The organism is Pseudomonas sp. 8(2025), from assembly GCF_052665325.1.
The window spans coordinates 17,303-40,337 of the sequence record NZ_JBQOIE010000016.1 but is presented as its reverse complement, the minus strand read 5'-3'; the positions used below and the strand labels follow the sequence as shown (position 1 = coordinate 40,337).

Here is a 23,035-nt window from a genome sequence, read left to right as displayed (position 1 = left end):
TTCGCTGGCAAGCGGAGCGCCGCCCGGCCAGCTCCTACAAGGGCTGGGTAGGTGTATTCAGGCTAGAGGTTTTTCGCCATGTCGCGCAGGACGAACTTCTGGATCTTGCCGGTGGAGGTCTTGGGCAACGGGCTGAAGACCACGGTACGCGGCACCTTGAAGCCTGCCAGGTGCTCGCGACAGAAGGCGATGATCTCGGCTTCGCGCACGTCCTGATGATCGGCCTTGAGGGTGATGAAGGCACAGGGCGTCTCACCCCACTTTTCATCGGGCCGGGCCACCACCGCGGCTTCCAGCACTGCCGGGTGGCGATAGAGCACGCCTTCCAGTTCGATGGTGGAAATGTTCTCGCCCCCGGAAATGATGATGTCCTTGAGCCGGTCGCGGATCTCCACGTAGCCGTCCGGGTGGGTCACCCCCAGGTCGCCGGTATGGAACCAGCCGCCCTCGAAGGCTTCGGCGGTGGCCGTGGGGTTCTTCAGGTAGCCCTTCATCACGGTGTTGCCGCGCATGAAGATCTCGCCGATGGTCTGGCCGTCCCGGGGTGTGGGTTCGAGGGTTTTCGGGTCGGCCACCATCACCCCTTCCAGGGTCGGGTAGCGCACGCCCTGGCGCGACTTGATCTGCGCCCGCTGTTCCAGGGGCAGTTCATCCCAGGCGGCGTGCCAGGCGCACAGGGTCACCGGGCCATAGACCTCGGTCAGGCCGTAGACGTGGGTCACCTTGATGCCCATTTCCTCCACCGCGCCGATCACCTTGGCCGGCGGCGCGGCCCCGGCCACCATGGCGTTGACCGGGTGGTCGATGGCCGCCTTGGCGGTGTCGGGCATGTTCACCAGGGCATTGAGCACGATGGGCGCGCCGCACAGGTGCGTGACCTGATGCTCGCGGATCAGGTCGAGGATCTTCTGCGGGTCAACCCGGCGCAAAAACACATGCACCCCGGCCAGGGCGGTGACGGTCCAGGGGTAGCACCAGCCGTTGCAGTGGAACATCGGCAGGGTCCACAGGTACACCGGGTGGTTGCCCATGGCCCAGGTCATCTGGTTGCCCAGGGCGTTGAGGTAGGCGCCGCGGTGGTGGTAGACCACGCCCTTGGGGTTGCCGGTGGTGCCCGAGGTGTAGTTCAGGGCGATGGCCTGCCACTCGTCATCGGGCCACTGCCAGGCAAACTCGGGATCGCCCTCGGCGAGGAACGCTTCGTAGTCCAGCTCGCTGACCGGCTGGCCCTCGCCGTACTCCGGGTCGTCGAGGTCGATCACCAGGGGCGGGTGATCGAGCATGGCCACGGCGGCGTGGATCACCTCATGGAACTCGCGGTCGGCGATCAGCACCTTGGCTTCGCCGTGGGCCAGCATGAAGGCGATGGCCTCGGCGTCCAGGCGCACATTGAGGGCATTGAGCACGGCGCCGATCATCGGCACGCCGAAGTGTGCTTCGAGCATTGCCGGGATGTTGGGCAGCATCACCGCCACCGTGTCGTTCTTGCCGATGCCGCGCCCGGCCAGGGCCGAGGCCAGGCGCCGGCAGCGGCTGTAGGTCTGGGCCCAGGTGCGGCGAATCGAACCGTGGATCACCGCCGGGTAATCGGGGTAAACCGCAGCGGTACGCTCGATGAAGCTCAAGGGGGAGAGGGCGATATGGTTGACGGCAGTCGGCGCCAGGCCTTGCTCGTAGATGGACATGGTTCGGGTACCCGGTGGCTGATTATTAGCTCTATTGGCCGAGGCTTGGGTGGCGTGTGCTGTGTACCTGGGGGCACCCACTGTAGGCGCCGGCTTGCCGGCGAAGGCGATCTCAAGAACACCTGCGCCCGTAGGAGCCGGCTTGCCGGCGAAAGCGATCCCACGGGCCTCTTCGCTGGCAAGCCAGCTCCTACGTTCGGCGTTGCTTACAGGTACGCAGCACACCCAGCGAAAGCTCGGTGACTTATCCGGGGTCTTTTATATACTGTTTGTTGATTGATATGGAAGTACTACCTGAGTTGTATAGTAGTTATACTATAAAAAGAACCTACCCTTCCGGCCGCGAGACTGATCGACCATGCCCGACTCTACCCACCTGCGTCACTGGCTGCGCCTGCAGCGTGAAGGCCAGTTGCCGGACTCGCCCTGGCTCGGCCACGACCCGCAACCCAGCCTGCTGCTGGACGCCCAGGCGCAGCCGCTGGACCTCAACCCGGCGCTGAGCCAGTGGCTGGATGATGCGGCCACTGGCGATCTCGCGGCCCTGCTGCCGATCAACCACCCGGCCCTGGTGCGTGCCTGCCTGGAGCAGCAGCGGGCCATCGAGCAGGTGGAAGCCCAGTGGGGCGAGCGCATCCTGCTCTGGAGCTTTATCCCCGATCCGCATCGCCAGCGGGTACTGGCGCGCTGCCAGGAAGCCACGGCCCAGGTCCGGGCCGAGCGCGAGTCGGCCAAGGCCCGGCGCCTGTACCGCCTGATCACCGAAAACACCACTGACCTGATTTCCCGGCACACCCCGGACGGCAGCTTCCTCGACGCCTCACCGGCCTCCTGGACCCTGCTCGGCTACTGGCCCGAGCAACTGCGCGGGCGCCTGGCCCGCAGCCTGTTCCACAGCCAGGACCTGGCCGGGCTGATGCAGCGCACCCGCGATGCCCTGGAGCAGGACGGCTACCACACCATGACCTATCGCATCCGCCATCGCGACGGCCACTACCTGTGGTTCGAAACCGCCTGCCGCGGCATTCGCGACACCTACACCGGCACCGTGGTGGAAGTGGTGGCGGTGTCCCGGGACATCACCGCCCGGGTCCAGGCCGAAGAGAACAAGCGGCGCCTGGCGGAAGTGGTAGAGGCCAACCCCGACCCGGTGCTGTTCATCCAGCCCGGCGGCGCGGTGACCTACCTCAACCCGGCGGCGCGGCGCACCCTGGGGCTCGGCGACGGGCAGGCAATGCCGCCACTGGCGGCCATCCTCAGCGCTGCGGTACTCGACAGCCTGCAACGCGAAGGCTGGGACCGCGCTGAACACAGCGGCCGCTGGAGCATCGAGGCGCGCCTGCAACCGCCGGCCGGCGGCGCCTCGGTGCCGGTCTCGCTGATGCTCCTGGCCCACCGCGCGGCCAGTGGCGAGCGTTTCTATTCCCTGGTGGCCCACGACCAGAGCGAGCGCGAACTGCGCGAAGCCCAGCAGCGCCATCACCAGGACGAACTGGCCCACACCGCGCGCCTGGTGACCCTGGGCGAACTGGCCTCGGGCATCGCCCACGAGATCAACCAGCCGCTGGCCGCAGTGGTCAACTACGCCAATGCCAGCCAGCGCTACTTGCAGGCCCTGGGCACCCAGCCCGAGGCCGCCCGCAAGGTGGCCCAGGGCCTGGAACGGATTGCCGAGCAGGCGACCCACGCCGCCGAAGTGATCAAGCGCCTGCGGGCCTTTTTGCGCAAGGGCGGGCGCCGGGTGCAGGCCCTGGACATCGCCGAAGTGGCCCGGGAAACCGTGCGCCTGTGTGCCTGGGAAGCCCAGGCCAGCCAGGTGACGATCGACTTGCAGCTGGCGGATAATCTGCCGCCGGTGTACGCCGACCGGGTGCTGCTGGAGCAGGTGCTGCTGAACCTGCTGCGCAACGCCATCGAGGCCAACCGCGAAGTGCATGGGCAGCAGGGCTCGCACATTGTGCTGGCCGCCGAGGCGACGGCCGAAGGCGGGGTGCAGATCAGCGTCAGCGACCAGGGCCCCGGTGTCTGCGCCGAGCAACTGCCGCAGCTGTTCACCCCGTTCTACACCAGCAAGGCCAATGGCCTGGGGCTCGGGCTGTCCATGAGCCGCAGCATCGTCGAGGGCTTTGGCGGCGACTTGCAGGCCCAGCCCCAGGCCGTCGGCCTGCGCATGTGCTGCCGGCTGCCGGCCAGTGCCCCGGCCGACCCCTCGGCAACGTCCCAGGCAACTTCCCCCGCAACGACAGGAGCAAGGCAATGACGAGTGTGGCGCAGCAACTGGTGTATGTGGTCGACGACGACCCGGGCATGCTCGACTCCACCGTCTGGCTCTTGGAGTCGGTGGGGCTCAAGGCGCTGCCCTTCACCAGTGGCCGCGAGTTTCTCGAACACTGCGATCCGAGCCTCAATGCCTGCGTGCTGCTGGATGTGCGCATGCCCGGCATGGGCGGGCTGAACGTTCAGGAAGAGCTGCGCCAGCGCGATATCCGCCTGCCGCTGATCTTTGTCAGCGGCCACGCCGACGTGCCCATCGTGGTCCGCGCGTTCAAGGCCGGGGCGGTGGATTTCATTGAAAAGCCCTACAACGAACAGCTGCTGCTGGACAGCGTGCAGCAGGCCCTGAGCCGCGCCGACAACCATCAGAACCAGAGTGCCGGGCAGGCCCGGGTGCAGGCGCTGCTGGAAAGCCTGACGCCACGGGAGAAAGACGTGTTGCTGCCGCTGGTGCAGGGCTACACCAACCGGGAAATTGCCGAGCAACTGGGGGTCAGCATCAAGACCATCGACCTGTATCGCTCACGGGTGATGAAACGCATGCAGGCCGAACACCTGCCGGAACTGGTGGGCATGGCCATTGCCGCCGGGCTGGTAGACCCGCTGCACCTGCGCTGAGGCTCAGGCCACCGCGCTGCGCACGGGCACGCCGCCCAGCAGCCGCTCGATGGCGCCGCTCAGCAGGTTTTCCAACAGGGCTTCGCGTTCACGCTCGGCCAGGGGTTGTTCGCTGAACCAGCTGGGGGCGCTGTTGAGCAGGTTGGCCAAAGCATGGGCCGCGGCGCGCTGCGCCTGTGGGCCAAGGCCGGTCGGGGTGCCCAGCAACTGCACCAGCTGTTGTTCGTAGCGTTCGCGCAATTGCCCGACCCGCAGTTGCTGGTCGGGATTGAGGCAGCCGCTGTCGCGCTCCACCAGGCGGAAATGCCGCGGCAATTCCCGATGCAGCTTCAGGTGGGCGCGGATCAGCGCCGGCAGGCAGTCGCCCTGCAACTTGCGCCGTTGCAGGCGCTTGAGGGTGCTGTGCAGCTCATCGAAGAACTCCTCGATCAGGTCCAGCAACAGGTGCTGCTTGCTCGGGTAATGGTGGTACAGCGAGCCCGGGGTCAGCCCCAGATGGCTCGCCAGCTCACGCATGCCGACCTGGCCGAAGCCCTTGCTGGCGAACAGCTCCAGGGCCTTGTCGCGGCTTTCGGCAAAGCGTGAGCAACGCTCAGCCATAGTGATGGAAACCCCGACCGGTCTTGCGCCCCAGGTAGCCGGCGGCAACCATTTCCTTGAGCAGCGGCGCGGGGCGGTACTTGCTGTCGTTGAAGCCGTCGTAGAAGGCTTCAAGGATCGCCAGCAGGGTGTCCAGGCCGATCAGGTCGGCCAGGGCCAGTGGGCCGATCGGCTGGTTGCAGCCCAGGCGCATGCCAGCGTCGATGTCCTCGGCGCTGGCCAGGCCTTCCTGGAACACCAGGATCGCCTCGTTGATCATCGGCACCAGGATGCGGTTGACCACAAAACCGGGGCGGTTGCCGGCGGTGATCGCGGTCTTGCCCAGGCGCTGGGCCATATTCATGGCCAGGGCGTGGGTCGCGTCGCTGGTCTGCAGGCCACGGATCACCTCGATCAGGCCCATCACCGGCACCGGGTTGAAGAAGTGCAGGCCGATGAACCGCTCGGGCGCGCTGACGCTGGCGGCCAGTTGGGTGATCGACAGCGACGAGGTGTTGGAGGCGATCACGCACTCGGCGCTGACCTGGGCGGCGATCTGCTGCAGCACCTTGAGCTTGAGGTCGAGGTTCTCGGTGGCGGCTTCGATCACCAGTTGCGCATCCTTGAGCACGCCGTAGTCGGTGCTGATGCGGATCCGGCCCAGGGCGGCGAGCTTGTCGTCTTCGCCGAGGGTGCCCTTGCTCACCTGGCGGTCGAGGTTCTTGCCGATGGTGGCCAGGGCCTTTTCCAGGGCGCCCTGGGCGATGTCCAGCAGGGTCACGTCAAAGCCCGCCTGGGCGCAGACCTGGGCGATGCCGTTGCCCATGGTGCCGGCGCCGATCACCCCGATATTCGCAAGATTCATCTTCAGCTCTTCCTTTGTTCATTGCCTTCGCGGAGCATGGCGCGGTTGCCTTGCACAGCGCGTTATCCAGCGCGAGTCTAGAGCCCGGTGCGGTGGCCGGCCTATGCCGAAAGCGGTCAAGCGTGCTGGCGTTTTTTGCCATAGGTCCAGCTACGGGAGCACAGCCTCTACATGCGTGAATCGGATTCGGTCGCGGTCTACTTTGTCCGGGTGATGACCCACGCCCTGCGCCAGCAGCCGGCGCGGCTGGCGGCCGTGCTGCGCGAGGCCGGTATCGATCCGGCGTTGCTCGACCAGCCCCGGGCGCGGGTGCCCGGCAGTGCCTTTGCCGCCCTGTGGCTGATCCAGATCCGCGAGTTGCAGGACGAATTCTTCCAGCTCGACTCCCGGGGTATGCCGCCGGGGGCCTTTGCCCTGATCTGCCGCGGGCTGATCCAGGAGCCCAATCTGGAAAAGGCCCTGCGCCAGTGCCTGAACAACTTCGGCCTGTTCCTGCGGGACGTCCGCGCCAGCCTCAGCCTGCGGGGCAAGCGCGCGGTGATCAGCCTGGACAGCCGCTGCGACGATCCGCTGCGTAGCCATTACGCTGAGGAAACCCTGCTGGTGCTGGTCATCAGCCTGCTGTGCTGGCTCGGCGGGCGACGGATTCCCATCGACCGCGCCGATTTTCGTCATTCACGCCTGAGCCTCAGCGATGACCCGCTGCTGTGGGGCAGCAACCTGAGCTGGAACGCCGGGCGCACCGAGATCGAATTCGCCAGCCGCTTCCTGCGCCTGCCGGTGGTCCAGGACCTGGCCTCGCTCAAGGTGTTCCTGCGCAGCGCCCCGCAATGGCTGGTGATCCGCTTTCGCAACCAGCATGGCCTGACCACCCAGGTGCACCAGCGCCTGCGGGGCAGCCACTACAGCCAGTGGCCGACCCTGGAAGCTTTCGCCCGCGAAGTGCAGATGAGCGCCAGCACCCTGCGCCGGCGCCTGGAGCGCGAAGGCGGCTCGTACCAGGAAATCAAGGACGAAGTGCGCCGCGGTGTCGCCGTTGAACTGTTGCGCCGCACCAGCGTCAGCATCAGCGAGATTGCCGAACTCACCGGCTTCCAGGAGCCCAGCGCCTTCCACCGCGCGTTCAAGAAATGGACCGGCGAAAGTCCCGGGCGCTACCGCGCCCGTCATTAGCCTTGTAAGGCTCTATTGATTTTGTGGTTAGTGTTTCTGGTGCGAAAGGGCGTAGAAAGTTTCAAAAGCAACTGAGTGGCTTTGTTGGGTCTCGGTCGTTTGACTCTCTAATTGGTTGATGAGTTCTTCCATAAGAAATGCTGGTTCTATAGCTGGCTAGTACTAGTGGTATACCTGGGGTGGCCAAGAATGTTCATGATGAACAATATATTGATTTCTGGAATTATGCTTCGTGATAGCATTGTGCCCTTGTTGGTTTTGGTTGAAATTAGTTTGTGAAGCTGTATCTGTTTAATTTGTGCGTGGGACGTGACTTTAATAAGGAGGTTCTGTGAAGAAATTTTGGGTTGGTGCTCTTGGCGAAGGCGTAAATATGGGTTTATTTCAGTGGAGGAAACTTTGTTTTGGTGTAGTTGCTTTGGTGGTTTTTTTGTATGTTTTGTATGGCTTGAGTCCTGTGCTTGATCCTGATAGCGCTATAGCTTCAGCAGTGTCATCGGACGAATTTAATAGCGCTAAACGAGAGCTGTCGCAGAGGGCAACATACAAGGGTGGAAGTGAGAGCTACTTCAAGTATGAGGTGAGTAGCTTGGTTAGCGTGATTGTTCATCTTCGTGCGGATCCGCGTTTTAACGATGCCGATATTAAATATGAAACTCCGAAAGTTTCATTGCGTTATGATAATTTAACGCTCGTATTTGGTTTGATGCTGGTTTGGGCTCTGATTTTTTATACGTTGTTTTCGAATGGTTCTCAACAGTCTGATAAAGTTCAAAGAAAGCTTTCGAGTGAAGCTGAAGTTAAAAGTGAAGTGAGCAAATCTTCTTCAAATGGCTATCATGTCTCTGCGATAGACTTGTTTGAGGATGAAGTAAAGTTGGCTGAAAAGAAAGCAGAGGTTTTATTTACTCGCTCGACGTTGTTGTTGGGTGGTGGGATTATCATGGCATTTATTGGGGTCGTGATATTTTATCTAACCCTTCCTGAAGGAACCAAGGAAGATACCTTTCAGAGTTTCTGGATAAAGGCTCTGAGACCTACAGGTGTGTTGATTTTTGTCGAAGCTATCGCGTGGTTTTTATTGCGGCAATATAGAACTCTTGTAGAGGACTATAAGTGGTTTCATCGGATTTATATGAAGCGAGCAAATTATCTTGCGGCTCTTAGGGTTTTAGATAGAGCGGTGGTTCGCCCTGAAGATATGTTTATTGCGGTCTCTCTGATTCAAGAAGATTTGTCTGGAAGAATCAGCAAAGATGAAACTACAGAGTCTTTGGAAAGGCTGAAGGCCTCAGAAGATGGTCCGGTAACTGAGATTTTGCAAGCAGTTACAGCGTTTGCAAAAAGAGAGCCAAAGACGACAAAAGATAAAGACGATTCGGCGAAATGACCTATGAAGGGTAGGCCACGAACAGAAAGCCTCAGATGAATGACTAATTAGAATGATCGGAAGCATAATTCTAATTAGTCGCCGTGTACCTGCTACGGCGCTCGACCGTCAGCGTCAGCGAGATTGCCGAACTCACCGGTTTCCAAGAGCCCAGCGCCTTCCACCGCGCCTTCAAGAAATGGACCGGCGAAAGCCCCGGGCGCTACCGCGCCCGCTTCCAGCCCGGCCGCTGACACCGGGCCCCCTGTAGGAGCTGGCTTGCCAGCGAAGGCGTCCACAAGATCACCGCCCGATCCGAGGGCCCTTTCGCCGGCAAGCCGGCTCCTACAGAGGTGTGCGGTGGTTGGGCCACCGTAGGAGCTGGCTTGCCAGCGAAGGTGCCCGCAAGATCACCGCCCCATCCGAGGGCCTGTTCGCCGGCAAGCCGGCGCCTACGGTCGGTGTGGATTAGGCCGGGCTGCGGCCGGGCATCTGGATGCCGTGCTGCTGCACGCGGCGGTACAGGGTGGCGCGGGAAATGCCCAGGGCCTTGGCTGCCGCCACGGGTTTCCAGCGGTGGCGCACCAGGGCGTCCAGCAGGGCCTGGCGCTCGGGGCTGGTGGCGGTTTCCAGGGCGGGCAGGGCGCCTTCGGCCTCGGCGCCGCGCAGTTGTTCGGGCAAGTCATGCAGTTGGATCAGCGGCCCTTCGCACACCGCGCAGGCATAGCGCAGCACATGGCGTAATTGCCGCACGTTGCCCGGCCAGCGGTAGCCCAACAGGCATTCCAGCGCCGCATTGCCCAGTTGCACCGGCACACCGCAGCGCTTGGATTCCTCTTCGACAATCCGGGTGATCAGCGCCAGCCGGTCGCTGCGCTCGCGCAGTGGTGGCAACTGAAAACGCGCGCCCCCCAGGCGGAAATACAGGTCCTCGCGAAAGCTGCCTTCGGCCACCAGCGCTTCCAGATCGCGGTGGGTAGCGCAGATCACCTGGATATCCACCGCCTTGCGCTGCGCGGCCCCCAGCGGCGCCACTTCACCCTCGGCCAGCACCCGCAGCAGGCGGGTCTGCAAGGCCAGGGGCATGTCGCCGATCTCATCGAGGAACAGGGTGCCGCCATCGGCCTGTTGCAGCAGGCCCTGCATGCCCTTGTTCGAAGCGCCGGTAAAGGCCCCGGCGACGTAGCCGAACAGTTCGCTTTCGATCAGGTTCTCGGGAATCGCCGCGCAGTTCACCGCGACAAAGGGCCGGTCCCGACGCTGGCTGGCCTGGTGCAGCTGGCGGGCGAAGACTTCCTTGCCGGAACCGGTCTCGCCCTGGATCAGCACCGGCAGGTGGCGGTCCTTGACCCGCACCGCCAGGCGCAGGCTCTGTTCCACCCGCGGGTCCAGCGGTTCTCCGGCCAGGCTCAGGCGCGGGCGCTGTGCCGGGCGCCTTGGCGCTTGCAGGCGGCCGTGCAGGTTGTCGGAAAGGGGGCACAGGGCTTCGTCGCGGGCGCGCTGCAACAGCTGCGGGTCGAACACCTGGGCGATGTGCTGCGGCAAGCGGCCATAGCGGCGCAGCAGGTAATGGCGCGCCGCCGGGTTGAGCGCGCGCAGGCAACCGTCGTCGTCCCAGGCCAGCAGGTAATCCGGCTGGCTGTCGACATAGCCCGGGCTGGCATGGGCCCGCAGCACCCAGTAGCCCTGGGCGCTGTTCATGAAGAACGCCTGTTCGATCTCCCGCGCGCTCTGCACCACCATCTGCCGGATCAGGTGCTGGGAGCGACGGTCATCCGGGGAGCGCACCGCCGACACGTCCAGCACCCCCAGCAACTCGCCCTGGGGGTCGAACACCGGGGCGGCGGAACAGGTCAGGCCGATGAACGCGGCGCGAAAGTGGTCGCGCTTGTGCACGGTGATCGGCGTGCGCGCGGTGAGCACCGCCGCCACGCCGCAGGTGCCTTCTTCACCCTCCGACCAGCAGGTGCCCAGGTACAGCCCGGCCTTGCGGCAGTCGTTGCGCAGGGTGGACTCCACCCGGTAGTCGATGGTCTGGCCTTGGGCGTCGGTGAGCAGCACGCAGTAGTCGGCGTCGCGCACCCGGCCATGCAGGCGGGCCACTTCTTCGCTGGCGATGCGCAGGAACAGCTCGGAACGCTCGCGGCATTCCTTGAGCACGTTTTCGGACAGGATGCGCGGCCCCTGCAGCGAGCCGGGGTCCAGTTGGTGCTGCTCCATGGAGCGGCGCCAGGAATCGAGGATCAGGCTCGGCACCGGCGCCTGGGGCAGGTGATCGGCGTTTTTCAGGACCCGGCTGACGCAGTCCACATGGGCTTTTGAATGTGCGGAAAGCATGAAGGCCTCCGGTTGCAGCTTCTTATCGTTGTCGGCGCATTAAGCGCCGATCCGCGGCTCCCGACAAGCACCGGGCGGCGCCGTGGGGGCGCTGAGACGCAACGTCTCAGGGTCTCGCCAAGGCCCCGTGCAGCCTGACATGCAACGTCTCAGGCGCAGGGCTTCCCGACACCTGCGGGCGAGTGCAACAGCCGCTCTGCCACGGGCCTTTGCAGCGGTTTTTCCATAACTGGCACCGGCCTTGCTCTGGCTCTTGGCAACCAGCCCTTGGCAACCCGCGCCGACTGGCCCATCGAAGAATAAGAACGAGGTGCCCGATGTTTTCTCCTGCCTGTGCTCCGCCCGCGGTGAGCCCATGAACCGCCGCCCCCTCACCGTCGGCATCATCGCCAACCCGGCTTCGGGCCGTGATGTGCGCCGCCTCACCGCCAACGCCGGCCTGTTCTCCAGCACCGACAAGGTCTCGGTGATCCAGCGCCTGCTGGCGGCCTTCGGCGCCACCGGCATCGAGCAGGTGCTGATGCCCACCGACATGACCGGCATCGCCGCCGCGGTGCAGAAGAACAGCCGCAGCCGCCAGGCCCGGGAGCAGCACTGGCCGGCCCTGGAGTTCCTCGACCTGACCCTGCGCCAGAGCGTCGAGGACACCCGCCAGGCAGCGCGCTGGATGGCCGAGCGCGGGGTGTCGCTGATCGCCGTGCTCGGTGGCGACGGCACCCACAAGGCGGTGGCCGCCGAGGTTGGCGACATTCCGCTGCTGACCCTGTCCACCGGCACCAACAACGCCTTTCCGGAGCTGCGCGAAGCCACCAGCGCCGGGTTGGCCGGCGGGCTCTACGCCAGCGGCCGGGTGCCCGCCGAGATCGCCCTGCGGCGCAACAAGCGCCTGCTGGTGCGCGAGCCGTCCCGGGGCCTATGCGAAGTGGCCCTGGTGGATGTGGCGGTGTCGCCCCTGGCCTTTGTCGGCGCCCGGGCCATCAGCCGCGCCAGTGATCTGGCCGAGGTCTTCGTGACCTTCGCCGAACCGCAGTCCATCGGCATTTCCGCGCTCTGCGGGCTGTGGCTGCCGGTGACTCGCCAGGAACCCCACGGCGCCTGGATGCGCCTGGACCCGCAATCCCCCGAGGCGCTGCTGGTGCCCCTGGCTCCCGGCCTGCTGCAGGGCTGCGGGGTGCTGGAGGCCGGCTACCTGCAACCCGATGTGCCCCAGCCCCTGTGCCTGAACGCCGGCACCCTGGCCCTGGATGGCGAGCGCGAGATCGAGTTCAACCCCCACGACCGGCCCACGGTCACCCTGGATGCCGGCGGCCCGCTGAGCATCGACGTCAACGCGGTCCTGGAACACGCGGCGCGCCAGCGCCTGCTGGCCATTGACCGCGATCACCGGCAACACCCCGTGAACCTTCAGTCCGAAGACACCCTGGAGAATAAAAATGTCGACACCCCTGACCACTGACCAGTTGCTCCACGCCTACCGGGTGATGCGCACCATCCGCGCATTCGAAGAACGCCTGCACGTGGAATTCGCCACCGGCGAGATCCCCGGTTTCGTCCACCTCTATGCCGGGGAAGAAGCCTCGGCCGCCGGGGTCATGGCCCACCTGCGCGACGACGACTGCATCGCCTCCAACCACCGTGGCCACGGCCATTGCATCGCCAAGGGCGTGGACGTCTACGGGATGATGGCGGAGATCTACGGCAAGAAGACCGGGGTCTGCCAGGGCAAGGGCGGCTCTATGCACATCGCTGATTTCGAGAAGGGCATGCTCGGCGCCAACGGCATCGTCGGTGCCGGTGCGCCGCTGGTGGTGGGCGCGGCCCTGGCCGCCCGGCTGCAAGGCACCGACGGTGTGTCGGTGGTGTTCTTCGGCGACGGCGGCTCCAACGAAGGCGCGGTGTTCGAGGCCATGAACATGGCCTCGGTATGGAACCTGCCGTGCCTGTTCATCGCCGAGAACAACGGCTACGCCGAAGCCACGGCGTCCAACTGGTCGGTGGCGTGCGACCACATTGCCGACCGCGCCGCCGGTTTCGGCATGCCCGGGGTAACGGTGGACGGTTTTGATTTCTTCGCCGTGCACGAAGCCGCCGGCGCCGCCGTGGAGCGGGCCCGGGCCGGGGAGGGGCCGTCGCTGATCGAGGTCAAGCTGACCCGCTACTACGGCCACTTCGAGGGCGACGCCCAGACCTACCGCGCCCCCGACGAGGTCAAGCATTACCGCGAGCACAACGACTGCCTGATGCAGTTCCGCGAGCGCACCACCCGTTCGGGCCTGGTGCAGGCCAGCCAGCTGGACCAGATCGATGCCGACGTGGAAGCGCTGATCGAAGACGCGGTGCGCAAGGCCAAGACCGACCCCAAGCCGAGCCCCGCCGACCTGCTCAGCGACGTCTACGTCGCTTATCCATAACGCCCCACAGAACAACAAGAGACCACCATCATGGCGAGAAAAATCAGTTACCAGCAGGCCATCAACGAAGCCCTGGCCCAGGAAATGCGGCGCGACCCCAGCGTGTTCATCATGGGTGAAGACGTGGCGGGCGGCGCCGGCGCCCCCGGCGACAACGACGCCTGGGGCGGTGTGCTCGGGGTGACCAAGGGCCTCTACCATCAATTCCCCGGGCGGGTGCTGGACACACCGCTGTCGGAGATCGGCTACGTCGGTGCCGCGGTCGGCGCCGCCACCCGTGGCGTGCGCCCGGTGTGCGAGCTGATGTTCGTCGACTTCGCCGGCTGCTGCCTGGACCAGATCCTCAATCAGGCGGCGAAGTTTCGCTACATGTTCGGCGGCAAGGCCCAGACCCCGCTGGTGATCCGCACCATGGTCGGCGCCGGCCTGCGCGCCGCGGCCCAGCACTCGCAAATGCTGACCTCGCTGTGGACCCACATCCCCGGGCTGAAAGTGGTCTGCCCCTCGTCGCCCTACGACGCCAAGGGCCTGCTGATCCAGGCCATCCGCGACAACGACCCGGTGATCTTCTGCGAGCACAAGCTGCTCTACAGCCTGCAGGGCGAAGTGCCGGAGGAGTCCTACGCGATTCCCTTCGGCGAGGCCAACTTCCTGCGCGACGGCAAGGACGTGACCCTGGTGTCCTACGGGCGCACGGTGAACACCGCCCTGGACGCGGCCCGCAGCTTGGCCGGGCGCGGTATCGACTGCGAGGTGATCGACCTGCGCACCACCAGCCCGCTGGATGAAGACAGCATCCTCGAAAGCGTGGAGAAGACCGGGCGCCTGGTGGTGATCGACGAAGCCAACCCGCGCTGCTCCATGGCCACCGACATTTCGGCCCTGGTGGCGCAGAAAGCCTTCGCCTCCCTCAAGGCGCCGATTGAAATGGTCACCGCGCCCCACACCCCAGTGCCGTTCTCCGACGCCCTGGAAGACCTGTACATCCCCGACGCGGCGAAGATCGAAAAAGCCGTGCTCACCGTGATCGAGTGGAGCCGCTGATGAGCCAGATCCATACCCTGACCATGCCCAAGTGGGGCCTGTCGATGACCGAGGGCCGGGTCGATGCCTGGCTCAAGGAAGAAGGCCAGAGCATCAGCAAGGGCGATGAAGTGCTGGACGTGGAGACCGACAAGATCTCCAGCAGCGTCGAGGCGCCGTTCTCCGGCATCCTGCGTCGGCAGATCGCCCGCCAGGACGAGACCCTGGCGGTGGGCGCGCTGCTGGGCATCGTGGTCGATGGCGAAGCCAGTGACGCCGAGATCGACGCGGTGATCGAGCAGTTCCAGGCCAGCTTCGTGCCCGGCGACAGCGCCGATGAAGACAGCGGCCCGGCGCCGCAGAAGGTCGAACTGGGCGACCGCCTGATCCGCTATTTCGAGCGCGGTGAAGGTGGCACGCCGCTGCTGCTGGTGCACGGCTTTGGCGGCGACCTCAACAACTGGCTGTTTAACCACGAAGCCCTGGCCGCCGGGCGCCGGGTGATCGCCCTCGACCTGCCGGGCCACGGCGAATCGACCAAGGCCCTGCAACGGGGCGACCTGGACGAGTTGAGCCAGGTGCTGCTGGCGCTGCTGGATCACCTGGAGATTCCCGTGGCCCATCTGGTGGGCCACTCCATGGGCGGCGCGGTGTCCCTCAACACCGCGCGGCTGGCGCCGGACCGCGTGCGCACCCTGACCCTGATCGGCAGCGCCGGGCTGGGCCGCGAGATCAACGGCGACTACCTGCAAGGCTTTGTCGAGGCCAGCAACCGCAATGCGCTGAAGCCGCAGCTGGTGCAGCTGTTCTCCAACGCCGAGCTGGTGAACCGGCAGATGCTCGACGACATGCTCAAGTACAAGCGCCTGGAAGGGGTGCAGGCGGCCCTCGGGCAGTTGGCCGGCAACCTGTTTGCCGACGGCCGCCAGCAGGCCGACCTGCGCCCGGTGGTGCAGGACGGCCCGCAGCCGGTGCTGGTGATCTGGGGCCGCGACGACCGGATCATTCCGGTGAGCCACAGCGCCGATCTCAAGGCGCAGATCGAGGTGCTGCCGGGGCAGGGGCACATGCTGCAGATGGAAGCGGCGGAGCAGGTCAACCGCCTGATCCTCGACTTTATCCAGCAGCACTGAGGTGTTCTGCGGCGGCCAGGGGGCCGTCGCAGCTCTACAAGAATAAGGAGAAGCCAAGATGAGTGTTTCCCTCAAGCCTGTTCCCAGCATGCGTGCCGCGGTCTGGCACGGCCGCCACGATATCCGCGTCGAAGACGTACCGCTGCCCGACGCGCCGCCTGCCGGCTGGGTGCAGATCCGCGTCGATTGGTGCGGGATCTGCGGTTCCGACCTGCACGAATACGTGGCCGGGCCGGTGTTCATTCCGGTGGACGCACCGCACCCGCTGACCGGGATCAAGGGCCAGTGCATCCTCGGCCACGAGTTCTGCGGCGAAATCGTCGCCCTGGGCGAAGGGGTCCAGGGTTTCAGCGTTGGCCAGCCGGTGGCCGCCGACGCCTGCCAGCACTGCGGCACCTGCTACTACTGCACCCACGGGCTGTACAACATCTGCGAAAACCTGGCCTTTACCGGGCTGATGAACAACGGCGCCTTCGCCGAATTGGTCAACGTGCCGGCCAACCTGCTGTACGCCTTGCCGGCCAACTTTCCCGCCGAGGCCGGAGCGCTGATCGAGCCGCTGGCGGTGGGCATGCACGCGGTGAAAAAGGCCGGCAGCCTGCTGGGGCAGAACGTGGTGGTGGTCGGCGCCGGCACCATCGGCCTGTGCACCATCATGTGCGCCAAGGCCGCCGGCGCGGCCCAGGTGATCGCCCTGGAAATGTCCGGCGCGCGCAAGGCCAAGGCCCTGGAGGTGGGCGCGACCCACGTGCTCGACCCCAAGGAGTGCGATGCCCTGGCCGAGGTCAAGCGCCTGACCGGCGGGCTGGGGGCCGATGTCAGCTTTGAGTGCATCGGCAACAAGCACACCGCCAAGCTGGCCATCGACCTGATCCGCAAGGCCGGCAAGTGCGTGATGGTGGGAATATTCGAAGAGCCTAGCGAGTTCAACTTCTTCGAGCTGGTGGCCACCGAGAAAACGGTGCTGGGGGCCCTGGCCTACAACGGTGAGTTCGCCGATGTGATCGCTTTCATCGCCGATGGCCGGCTGGATATTTCGCCCCTGGTGACCGGGCGCATCCAGCTGGAAGAGATTGTCGGCCAGGGCTTCGAGGAACTGGTCAACAACAAGGAGCACAACGTCAAGATCATCGTGTCCCCCGGTCAGTTGCGACGCTCGTAAGCGAGCGATTTGGCGATGGCCGGCCGCGGCCATCGCACTTTTTTACAGTTTTGCGTTCTATCACCAGGCCTGGCCGCGCCGATCCCCGCCGCAGCCCGTGAATTCCGACCCGGTGCCGATGGCCTACGCTCCCTCTTCTTGCATGATGCAAACCCGCTTTCAGCGCCTGTTCCTGGTGGCGCTGCTGATGCTTGGCGCCACGGCCTGTACCCAACAGCAAGGGCGCGATTTTGCCAAACAGTTTCGTGAAGGCAAGCCTGACGAATTCTTCCAGACCAGCGTCGATCGCATGGCCACCATCGGCATGCGCGACAACCTGCAGAGCCTGTACCTGCTGATGGGCAAGCTCTACCTGCGCAACCCCAGCCAGTGGCGCAAGTCGGGTTTCCCCGATGGCACCACGGCCCAGCGCGAGATCCGCAATGCCATCGAAAAGCGCCAGCCCTTGCCGGCCCTGGGGGATCGTCGCGACCTGGCGGCCCTGAGCTATTCCCTGAGCCCGGAGTTCCAGGGCGATCGGGTGGGGGCCTTCATCTATGCCATTGGCAGCATGCTGGTGACCGCCCATGGCGGGCGCACCGAGTTCTACATGACCGATACCATCGACCCGCAGTTCATCAGCAACGCCGCGCGCAATATCGAGAAGGCCACCTGGCTGCTGAGCCAGCGCCAGGATGCCAATGGGGTGCTGTTGCTGTTCTCCAACGAGATTTCCGAGGAGGGCAGCAACCTGAGTTTTGCCGTGGAGTTCGGCAAGATCGTCGCGCGCCTGGATTTGCTCACGCAGATTCTCGATGAGCGCTACCGGCGGGTGGGGTTCAATTACGCGCAGAGCCTGCTGCTGATGAATTTCTTGCCGGTGCAGTAGGAGCTGGCTTGCCAGCGAAGGCGCCCGTCCAGACGCTGCATGTCTCGCGGGCCTCTTCGCCGGCAAGCCGGCTCCTACGCGGCGCTTTTGCCCCGCGCAAAAAACGGTCGCATTTCAGGTCATGCCGAGTTTCTTGCGCGCCATCAACAGGGCTACGACGCTCAACGCTGCCGCCAGCATCAGGTAGAAACTCGGTGCCAGCTGTGAGCCGGTCAGGGCAATCAATCCGGTAGCGATCACCGGTGCAAAACCGCCGAAGATCGTGACCCCCAGGTTGTAGCTCAGGGACATGCCGGTGACCCGGGTGCGCACCGGGAAGATGTCCGCCATCAGCGACGGCAGCGGGGCGAAGTACACCGCCTTGATCAGGGCCATCAGCGCCACCACCAGCAGCAGGGAGCTGGCGCTGGGGCGGCTGTTGAGCCAGAAGAACGCCGGCAGGATCGCCACGGCATAGACCACCGCCGCTGCCAGCATGATTTTCAGGCGACCGATATGGCCGGACAGGTAGCCGACGATGGGCGTGATGATGGTCAGGATCAGGCCGCCGGTAAGGGTCGCCAAAAAGCCCGAGGACTGGGCGATGTTCAGGCTGGCGGCGGCGTAGGACGGCATGTACTGGATCATGTAGTTCGAGGCGGTTGACACCACCAGGGTGCCCATGGCGATCAGCAGCAGGGTCTTCTGGGTCACCAGCACTTCGCGCAAAGGGCGTTCCCCCGGTTCGCTGGCCTTGAAGTCCGGCGACTCGTCCACCGTACGGCGGATGTACAGGCCCACCGGGCCCAGCAGCAGGCCGAAGAAGAACGGCACGCGCCAGCCCCAGTCGAGCATTTGCTGGGCATCGAGGTGCTTGGTCAGGAAGTAGCCGAAGGTCGAGGCGATGACCACGCCAAAGCCCTGGCTGGCGAATTGCAGGCTGGCGACAAAGTGCCGGGTGCGCGGCGGCGCGTGTTCCAGCATGAAGGCGGTGGAGGTGCCGAACTCGCCACCGGCGGAGAAGCCTTGCAGCAGCCGGGCCAGGAGGATGCCGATCGGCGCGGCGAGGCCCAGGGTGGCGTAGCTGGGCATGATGGCGATCAGCAGGGTGCCCGTCAGCATGATCAGGATCGACAGGGTCAGGGCCTTCTTGCGGCCCTTGCGGTCGGCGTAGGAGCCCAGTACCGCCGCGCCCAGGGGGCGGATCAGGAACGAGATGCCGAAGGTGGCGAAGGCCAGCAGCAGGGAGAAGGTCGGGTCCGCGGTGGGAAAGAACACCTGGCTGATGGTCAGGGCGAAGTAGGCGTAGATCGACAGGTCGAACCACTCCAGGGTGTTGCCGATCAGGGCGGCGCCTATGGGTTTCCACAGGGCCTTGGGTTCGACCCGGGTCGCGGTCGAGGTGGTGGCTAACGCTGTCATACAGGACGCTCCTGCTTATTGTTGGATTTTGAGCGACAGGTGCCCGGCCAGGGCCGGGCGGGGTAAGCGATGGCCTCAGGTCCGGGGCAGGTCCCCCAGGTCCCAGAACAGGGCCGTCATGATCTCCAGGCCTTCACGAATCACCGGCAGCAGCAGGTGTTCGTCCGGGGCGTGCTGCGAGCAGCCGGGGTAGGAGTGGGGAATCCACAGGGTCGGCAGCCCCAGCACTTCGGCGAAGATGTCGTTGGGCAGGGTGCCCGCCAGGTTCGGCAACAGCGCCAGGCGCTGCGCACTGCTACCTGCAATCGAGGTCTTGGCGAACCTGACCCAGGGGTTGTCCGGGTCCAGGCGGGTGGCCGGGGAGCAGCGCTCCATGACGATCTCCACCTGGCTGAAACCTTCGCGGTCCAGGTGCGCCCGCAGCAGGCTTTCCAGCTGCTGCCAGGGCGTGCCGAGGACAAAGCGCAATTGGCAGAAGGCCACGGCCCGGGGCGGAATCGCGTTCACCGGCTTTTGCGGGTTGCCGGTGCTGAAGGCGAGGATTTCCAGGGTGTTCCAGGCGAACAGGCGCTCGCCCAGGGTCAGCCCCGGTTCGCCCCAGTGTTCGTCCAGAGGGCGGCCCAGGGACTCGCGCTGGATCTCCAGGTCGGCGATGGCGGCGCGCACGTTGTCGGGAATGTTCGCCGGCAGCAGTTCGCGGCAGCGGATGCGGCCGTTCTGGTCCACCAGGCTGGCCAGGGCGTTGGCCAGTACCACGCCGGGGTTGCTCATCACCCCGCCCCAGTTGCCCGAGTGCAGGCCCTTGTCCCGGGTGTTGACCTCCAGGCGGAACTGCGCCGAGCCGCGGGAGCCGAGGAACAGCGTCGGTCGGGCCTGATTCAGCCGTGGGCCGTCGGAGGCGATGAACACATCGGCCCGCAACATTTCGCGCTGCTCCTGGCACAGCTGGCGCAGCCCCGGGGAACCGGCTTCCTCACCCATCTCGAACAGCAGCTTGAGGTTGAAGCCCAGGCGCCCGTCGCGGGCCTTTAGCACTTGCTCCAGGGCGGTCAGGTTGATGCTGTGCTGGCCCTTGTTGTCGGCGGTGCCACGGCCGTACCAGCGTTCGCCCTCCAGGGTCAGCTGCCAGGGATTCAGGCCCGTGCGCCACTGTTCGGCGTAACCCGGCACCACGTCGCCGTGGCCGTAGCTGAGCACTGTGTGCAGGGCTGGGTCTTCCAGGCGCGTTGCAATCAGGAACGGTCCACCGGCCTGTGGGTTGGCCAGCATGTGGCAGTCGAAGCCCAGGCGCTGCAGCAGCGGCTGGATTTCCTCCAGCAGGTAGCGCGGCAGTTCATCGGCATGGGCCGGGTCCTGGCTGTCACTGCGAAACGCCACCCGGCGTCGCAGGTCCTGTTCAAAGTGGCCGTCGTCCAGGTACTGGCGAACGCCGGCGAGGGCAGCTTGCTTGGTCATTGCAACTCCGGTCGGGCAAGGGAACGGGCCCATGGTGGAGTTGGCAAAGGCATCTGTATATTGCTGTTTTTTGAAGGCATGATTCTAAAAATTGGATGCCTGGCAAGGGGATGCAGATGGACTATCGGTATTTTCTGGCGGTGATCGATGCGGGCTCCCTGGCCGCGGCGGGGGAGCGTTTGCACATCGCCCCCAGCGCGGTGAGCCGGCAGATCGCCCTGCTGGAAGAGAGCGTTGGCGTGGCGCTGTTCGAGCGGCGCCCGCGGGGCATGCAACTCACCGCCGCTGGCGAAGCCCTGGCCGAACACGCCCGGCGCACCTGGCTGGAACAGGAGAACATCCTCGCCGAACTGCGGGGCGAGGGTTACCCGGGGGCCAAGGTGATCCGCCTGGTATCCACCGAGGGCCTGTCGCGGTATTTCCTGCCGCGGGTGCTGCTGGAGCATTACCGCCTGCGGCCCGGAGCCGAGTACCGCCTGGACGTGATCTCGCCCCACGAGTGCGTGCAGCGCATTCGCCGGGGAGAGGCGGACGTGGGGCTGACCTTCAGCACCGAGCCGGTGGAGGGGGTCAACGTGTGCTACTCGATCCGCTCGCCGATTCGCGCCCTGATGCGCGCCGGGCATCCGCTGGCCAGCGCCGGGGTGCTGTCACTGGAGCAGGTGCAGGCGTTTCCCGTGGCCTTGACGCCCAAGGGCACCACCCAGCGGCAACTGCTGGACCTGGTGTGCCAGATGGACGGCCTGAGCTTCGATCAGGTGATGACCTGCAACTTTTCCGGGGCCCTGCATGAGTTTGTGCGCCAGTCCGACACGGTGGCCTTTGCCAGCGCCATCAGCGGCGAAGGGCAGGGGATGGATGGGCTGGTATCGGTGCCCCTGTCCAACCCGCGCTTGGGCGATCGGGACATTCAGGTGCTGACCATGCCCAAGCGGGTGTTGCCGGAAAGCCTCGCGTTCTTTATCGACACCTTGATTGCGCGGTTGCAGAAAGAGGGCTGAGGGAGGCTGCTGACCGTTCTCGCCGAGCCGGACACACTCAGGGCACTGGGTGAGTTCCTGATCAACGCTTCAGCCGACATGGCGGCCAATGGCCTGGAGCATGTGCACCTGCAAGACGTGATCGAGCACTTCTCGCACCAAGAGCATGTGGATGTGATTGCCCTCAACCGGGCTGTGATCAAGCCTGCCTGAGGCAGCGCCGTGCCCGGCCCGTCTACATGTTGCGAATCCTCTCGTCGACCCTGAGCTCGAACTCAAAGCCAATGCCCACGTCATTCAGGGTTTCGGTGACCCGGGCCATGAAGTACTCGGCCTGCGCGGGCAATTCATACAAGCCAATGACCCGGATGATCGGGTACTTGCCATAGGCGCCGGGGATCTCGGTGTAGATCTCGCCACTTTCGATGAAGGCGATGTAGCTGTTGATTTTCTCTTGCAGCACGAGCAAGTGCTCGCCTTGTTCCGCCTTGTCGCCCCATTCGAGGTGGTCGGTCATCACCAGTAGCAGGTCGTTGGGAGCCTCCTTGGAGATCCCCCAGAAATCGATGACTTTGGGATTGGTGACGGACATGGCTGATCCTTCAGGCGGCGGGGGCGGGGATTGTATTACGTGCCCCGGGGTTAGTGGCGGTGCTGTAGCAAGTGTCCGTTCTTAGACGTTCGTAAGCCTTCGCCCTTCATTGCAGAAAGAAATGCTCCTTGATCGAATCCAGCAGCAGTGACTTGACGATCTGCAACGCGTTGTCGTGTTTGCTGCCCACGCGCATGCCGATCTCAAGTTCGTAGGAAGGCATGGGCACGGGGCAGGGGAAGGTTTGCAGCGAACTGATCCGTTCCATTGCGCGTGCGGCGTGGGTGGGCACGGTGGTGATCAGTTTGGAGCCCACCAGCAGAAAGGGAACGGCGGCGAAGTGCGAGGTCGAGGCCTTGATCGTTCGGGTCAGGCCGACGTTGTTCAGGCCTTCATCGACAATGCCGACATAACCTGCGGACGACACCAGCAGGTGCGGGCGCTGAGCGTAATCCTCCGCGGTCACCGGGACGGTGTTGTGGGCATCGGCGATGCCCAGGTAGTTGCCGCGGCCCAGCCTGATGCGGGTGATCAAGTGCGAGGACAAGCCTCCGGCGGAGATGGCGAGATCGATCTTGTGGCCCATCAGCATGTCTTGTACGACGCCGCTGTGGGTTTGCCGGAAGAGGATGCGCAGCCCGGGCAGGCGCTCTTCCACCACCGAGAGAATTTTCTGCCCCAGGGCGATTTCACTGTCATCGGAGAGCCCGATGGTGAGGGTGCGGCCCTGCACTTGCTGGCCGTCGGAGGCCATGGCCAGGGCCAGCCTGCAGCGGTTGATGGCTTCTTCGACCAGGGGGTACAACTCGCTTGCGCGCATGGTCGGGCGCAGGCCGCGCCCTGTGCGCTCAAACAACGGGTCGCTATAGATCTCTCGCAAACGTGCAAGGGAAGCGCTGACCGCCGGCTGGGTGACGCCCAGCCGGATAGCCGCGCGGCTGGCACCGCCTTCTTCGACCAGGGCGGCAAAAACCCGGAGCAGGTTCAGGTCGGTGTTCTCGATATCAATGGTTTTCATATCAGATAGCTTGAATAGAGCATTGATCTATATTGTACCAGCCATAAAATGACCCGCCAAAACAATCAACGGCTTGAATTACAGAGCCGGTG

19 protein-coding genes and 2 pseudogenes are annotated in these 23,035 nt (G+C 64.7%); 13 read left to right on the top strand and 8 right to left on the bottom strand.

Annotated elements, in window-relative coordinates; genetic code table 11:
* Positions 1-62: 62 nt before the first annotated feature.
* A complete protein-coding gene (locus ACUXVH_RS25865) occupies positions 63-1,685 on the bottom strand; it encodes an acyl-CoA synthetase (RefSeq protein ID WP_015634950.1) in 1,623 nt (540 codons plus the stop codon).
* A 358-nt stretch (positions 1,686-2,043) separates the two neighbouring features.
* Between ACUXVH_RS25865 and ACUXVH_RS25860 the strand changes: the two genes are divergently transcribed.
* Together ACUXVH_RS25860 and ACUXVH_RS25855 are read left to right on the top strand one after the other, a co-directional pair.
* Positions 2,044-3,945 (top strand): PAS domain-containing sensor histidine kinase, encoded by a 1,902-nt coding sequence (locus ACUXVH_RS25860; RefSeq protein ID WP_220224080.1) that lies wholly within the window; start codon positions 2,044-2,046, stop codon positions 3,943-3,945.
* Positions 3,942-4,577: a response regulator transcription factor gene (locus ACUXVH_RS25855; protein ID WP_011060464.1), complete on the top strand. Its 636-nt coding sequence runs from the start codon at positions 3,942-3,944 to the stop codon at positions 4,575-4,577. Before ACUXVH_RS25860 ends, ACUXVH_RS25855 begins: the two co-directional genes overlap by 4 nt.
* 3 nt (positions 4,578-4,580) lie before the next feature.
* Here ACUXVH_RS25855 and ACUXVH_RS25850 read toward each other — a convergent pair whose 3' ends face one another.
* Positions 4,581-5,177: a TetR/AcrR family transcriptional regulator gene (locus tag ACUXVH_RS25850; protein ID WP_011060465.1), complete on the bottom strand. Its 597-nt coding sequence runs from the start codon at positions 5,175-5,177 to the stop codon at positions 4,581-4,583.
* Positions 5,170-6,021 carry a 3-hydroxybutyryl-CoA dehydrogenase gene (locus tag ACUXVH_RS25845; protein ID WP_015634954.1) on the bottom strand — a complete coding sequence of 284 codons (852 nt, stop codon included), beginning with the start codon at positions 6,019-6,021 and terminating at the stop codon, positions 5,170-5,172. Before ACUXVH_RS25845 ends, ACUXVH_RS25850 begins: the two co-directional genes overlap by 8 nt.
* Before the next feature lie 171 nt (positions 6,022-6,192).
* Between ACUXVH_RS25845 and ACUXVH_RS25840 the strand changes: the two genes are divergently transcribed.
* The 3 genes and pseudogenes from ACUXVH_RS25840 to ACUXVH_RS25830 form a co-directional block, all read left to right on the top strand.
* Positions 6,193-7,194, top strand: coding sequence for an AraC family transcriptional regulator (locus ACUXVH_RS25840; RefSeq protein WP_445496261.1), 1,002 nt, complete (start codon positions 6,193-6,195; stop codon positions 7,192-7,194).
* A 331-nt stretch (positions 7,195-7,525) separates the two neighbouring features.
* Positions 7,526-8,584: a hypothetical protein gene (locus ACUXVH_RS25835; RefSeq protein WP_445496259.1), complete on the top strand. Its 1,059-nt coding sequence runs from the start codon at positions 7,526-7,528 to the stop codon at positions 8,582-8,584.
* Positions 8,585-8,661: 77 nt separating this feature from the next.
* Positions 8,662-8,817, top strand: a pseudogene (locus ACUXVH_RS25830) (helix-turn-helix domain-containing protein); the annotation flags it as partial.
* Between the two features lie 214 nt (positions 8,818-9,031).
* On the opposite strand, the gene ACUXVH_RS25825 reads toward ACUXVH_RS25830, so the two are convergent.
* On the bottom strand, positions 9,032-10,900 hold the full coding sequence (locus tag ACUXVH_RS25825; RefSeq protein ID WP_445496257.1) for a sigma-54-dependent Fis family transcriptional regulator: 1,869 nt from the start codon (positions 10,898-10,900) through the stop codon (positions 9,032-9,034).
* 355 nt (positions 10,901-11,255) lie between these two features.
* Between ACUXVH_RS25825 and ACUXVH_RS25820 the strand changes: the two are divergent.
* From ACUXVH_RS25820 to ACUXVH_RS25795, 6 genes and pseudogenes are all read left to right on the top strand, one after another.
* Positions 11,256-12,331 (top strand): annotated as a pseudogene (locus ACUXVH_RS25820) (ATP-NAD kinase family protein).
* 2 nt (positions 12,332-12,333) lie between these two features.
* Positions 12,334-13,311, top strand: coding sequence for a thiamine pyrophosphate-dependent dehydrogenase E1 component subunit alpha (locus tag ACUXVH_RS25815; RefSeq protein WP_019094732.1), 978 nt, complete (start codon positions 12,334-12,336; stop codon positions 13,309-13,311).
* Positions 13,312-13,341: 30 nt separating this feature from the next.
* Positions 13,342-14,355: an alpha-ketoacid dehydrogenase subunit beta gene (locus ACUXVH_RS25810; RefSeq protein WP_011060471.1), complete on the top strand. Its 1,014-nt coding sequence runs from the start codon at positions 13,342-13,344 to the stop codon at positions 14,353-14,355.
* Positions 14,355-15,467: an acetoin dehydrogenase dihydrolipoyllysine-residue acetyltransferase subunit gene (locus tag ACUXVH_RS25805; protein ID WP_123397589.1), complete on the top strand. Its 1,113-nt coding sequence runs from the start codon at positions 14,355-14,357 to the stop codon at positions 15,465-15,467. Before ACUXVH_RS25810 ends, ACUXVH_RS25805 begins: the two co-directional genes overlap by 1 nt.
* 88 nt (positions 15,468-15,555) lie before the next feature.
* Complete coding sequence (locus tag ACUXVH_RS25800) at positions 15,556-16,629, top strand: 2,3-butanediol dehydrogenase (RefSeq protein ID WP_228102375.1); 1,074 nt, start codon at positions 15,556-15,558, stop codon at positions 16,627-16,629.
* 142 nt (positions 16,630-16,771) lie between these two features.
* Complete coding sequence (locus ACUXVH_RS25795; protein WP_026020167.1) at positions 16,772-17,497, top strand: hypothetical protein; 726 nt, start codon at positions 16,772-16,774, stop codon at positions 17,495-17,497.
* A gap of 114 nt (positions 17,498-17,611) precedes the next feature.
* Here ACUXVH_RS25795 and ACUXVH_RS25790 read toward each other — a convergent pair whose 3' ends face one another.
* Positions 17,612-18,898 (bottom strand): MFS transporter, encoded by a 1,287-nt coding sequence (locus tag ACUXVH_RS25790; protein WP_445496253.1) that lies wholly within the window; start codon positions 18,896-18,898, stop codon positions 17,612-17,614.
* A gap of 75 nt (positions 18,899-18,973) precedes the next feature.
* Complete coding sequence (locus ACUXVH_RS25785; protein ID WP_123397588.1) at positions 18,974-20,353, bottom strand: M20 family metallopeptidase; 1,380 nt, start codon at positions 20,351-20,353, stop codon at positions 18,974-18,976.
* Positions 20,354-20,469: 116 nt separating this feature from the next.
* On the opposite strand from ACUXVH_RS25785, the gene ACUXVH_RS25780 reads away from it, so the two are divergent.
* Together ACUXVH_RS25780 and ACUXVH_RS25775 are read left to right on the top strand one after the other, a co-directional pair.
* A complete protein-coding gene (locus ACUXVH_RS25780; RefSeq protein ID WP_011060477.1) occupies positions 20,470-21,354 on the top strand; it encodes a LysR family transcriptional regulator in 885 nt (294 codons plus the stop codon).
* Between the two features lie 6 nt (positions 21,355-21,360).
* The gene (locus ACUXVH_RS25775) at positions 21,361-21,546 is read left to right on the top strand and encodes an Imm32 family immunity protein (protein WP_445496301.1); all 186 of its coding nucleotides are present in this window, start codon (positions 21,361-21,363) and stop codon (positions 21,544-21,546) included.
* A 22-nt stretch (positions 21,547-21,568) separates the two neighbouring features.
* On the opposite strand, the gene ACUXVH_RS25770 is transcribed toward ACUXVH_RS25775, so the two are convergent.
* Together ACUXVH_RS25770 and ACUXVH_RS25765 are read right to left on the bottom strand one after the other, a co-directional pair.
* A complete protein-coding gene (locus ACUXVH_RS25770) occupies positions 21,569-21,925 on the bottom strand; it encodes a DUF6572 domain-containing protein (protein ID WP_026020166.1) in 357 nt (118 codons plus the stop codon).
* Between the two features lie 106 nt (positions 21,926-22,031).
* Positions 22,032-22,943 carry a LysR family transcriptional regulator gene (locus tag ACUXVH_RS25765; protein WP_053157432.1) on the bottom strand — a complete coding sequence of 304 codons (912 nt, stop codon included), beginning with the start codon at positions 22,941-22,943 and terminating at the stop codon, positions 22,032-22,034.
* Between the last annotated feature and the right edge of the window lie 92 nt (positions 22,944-23,035).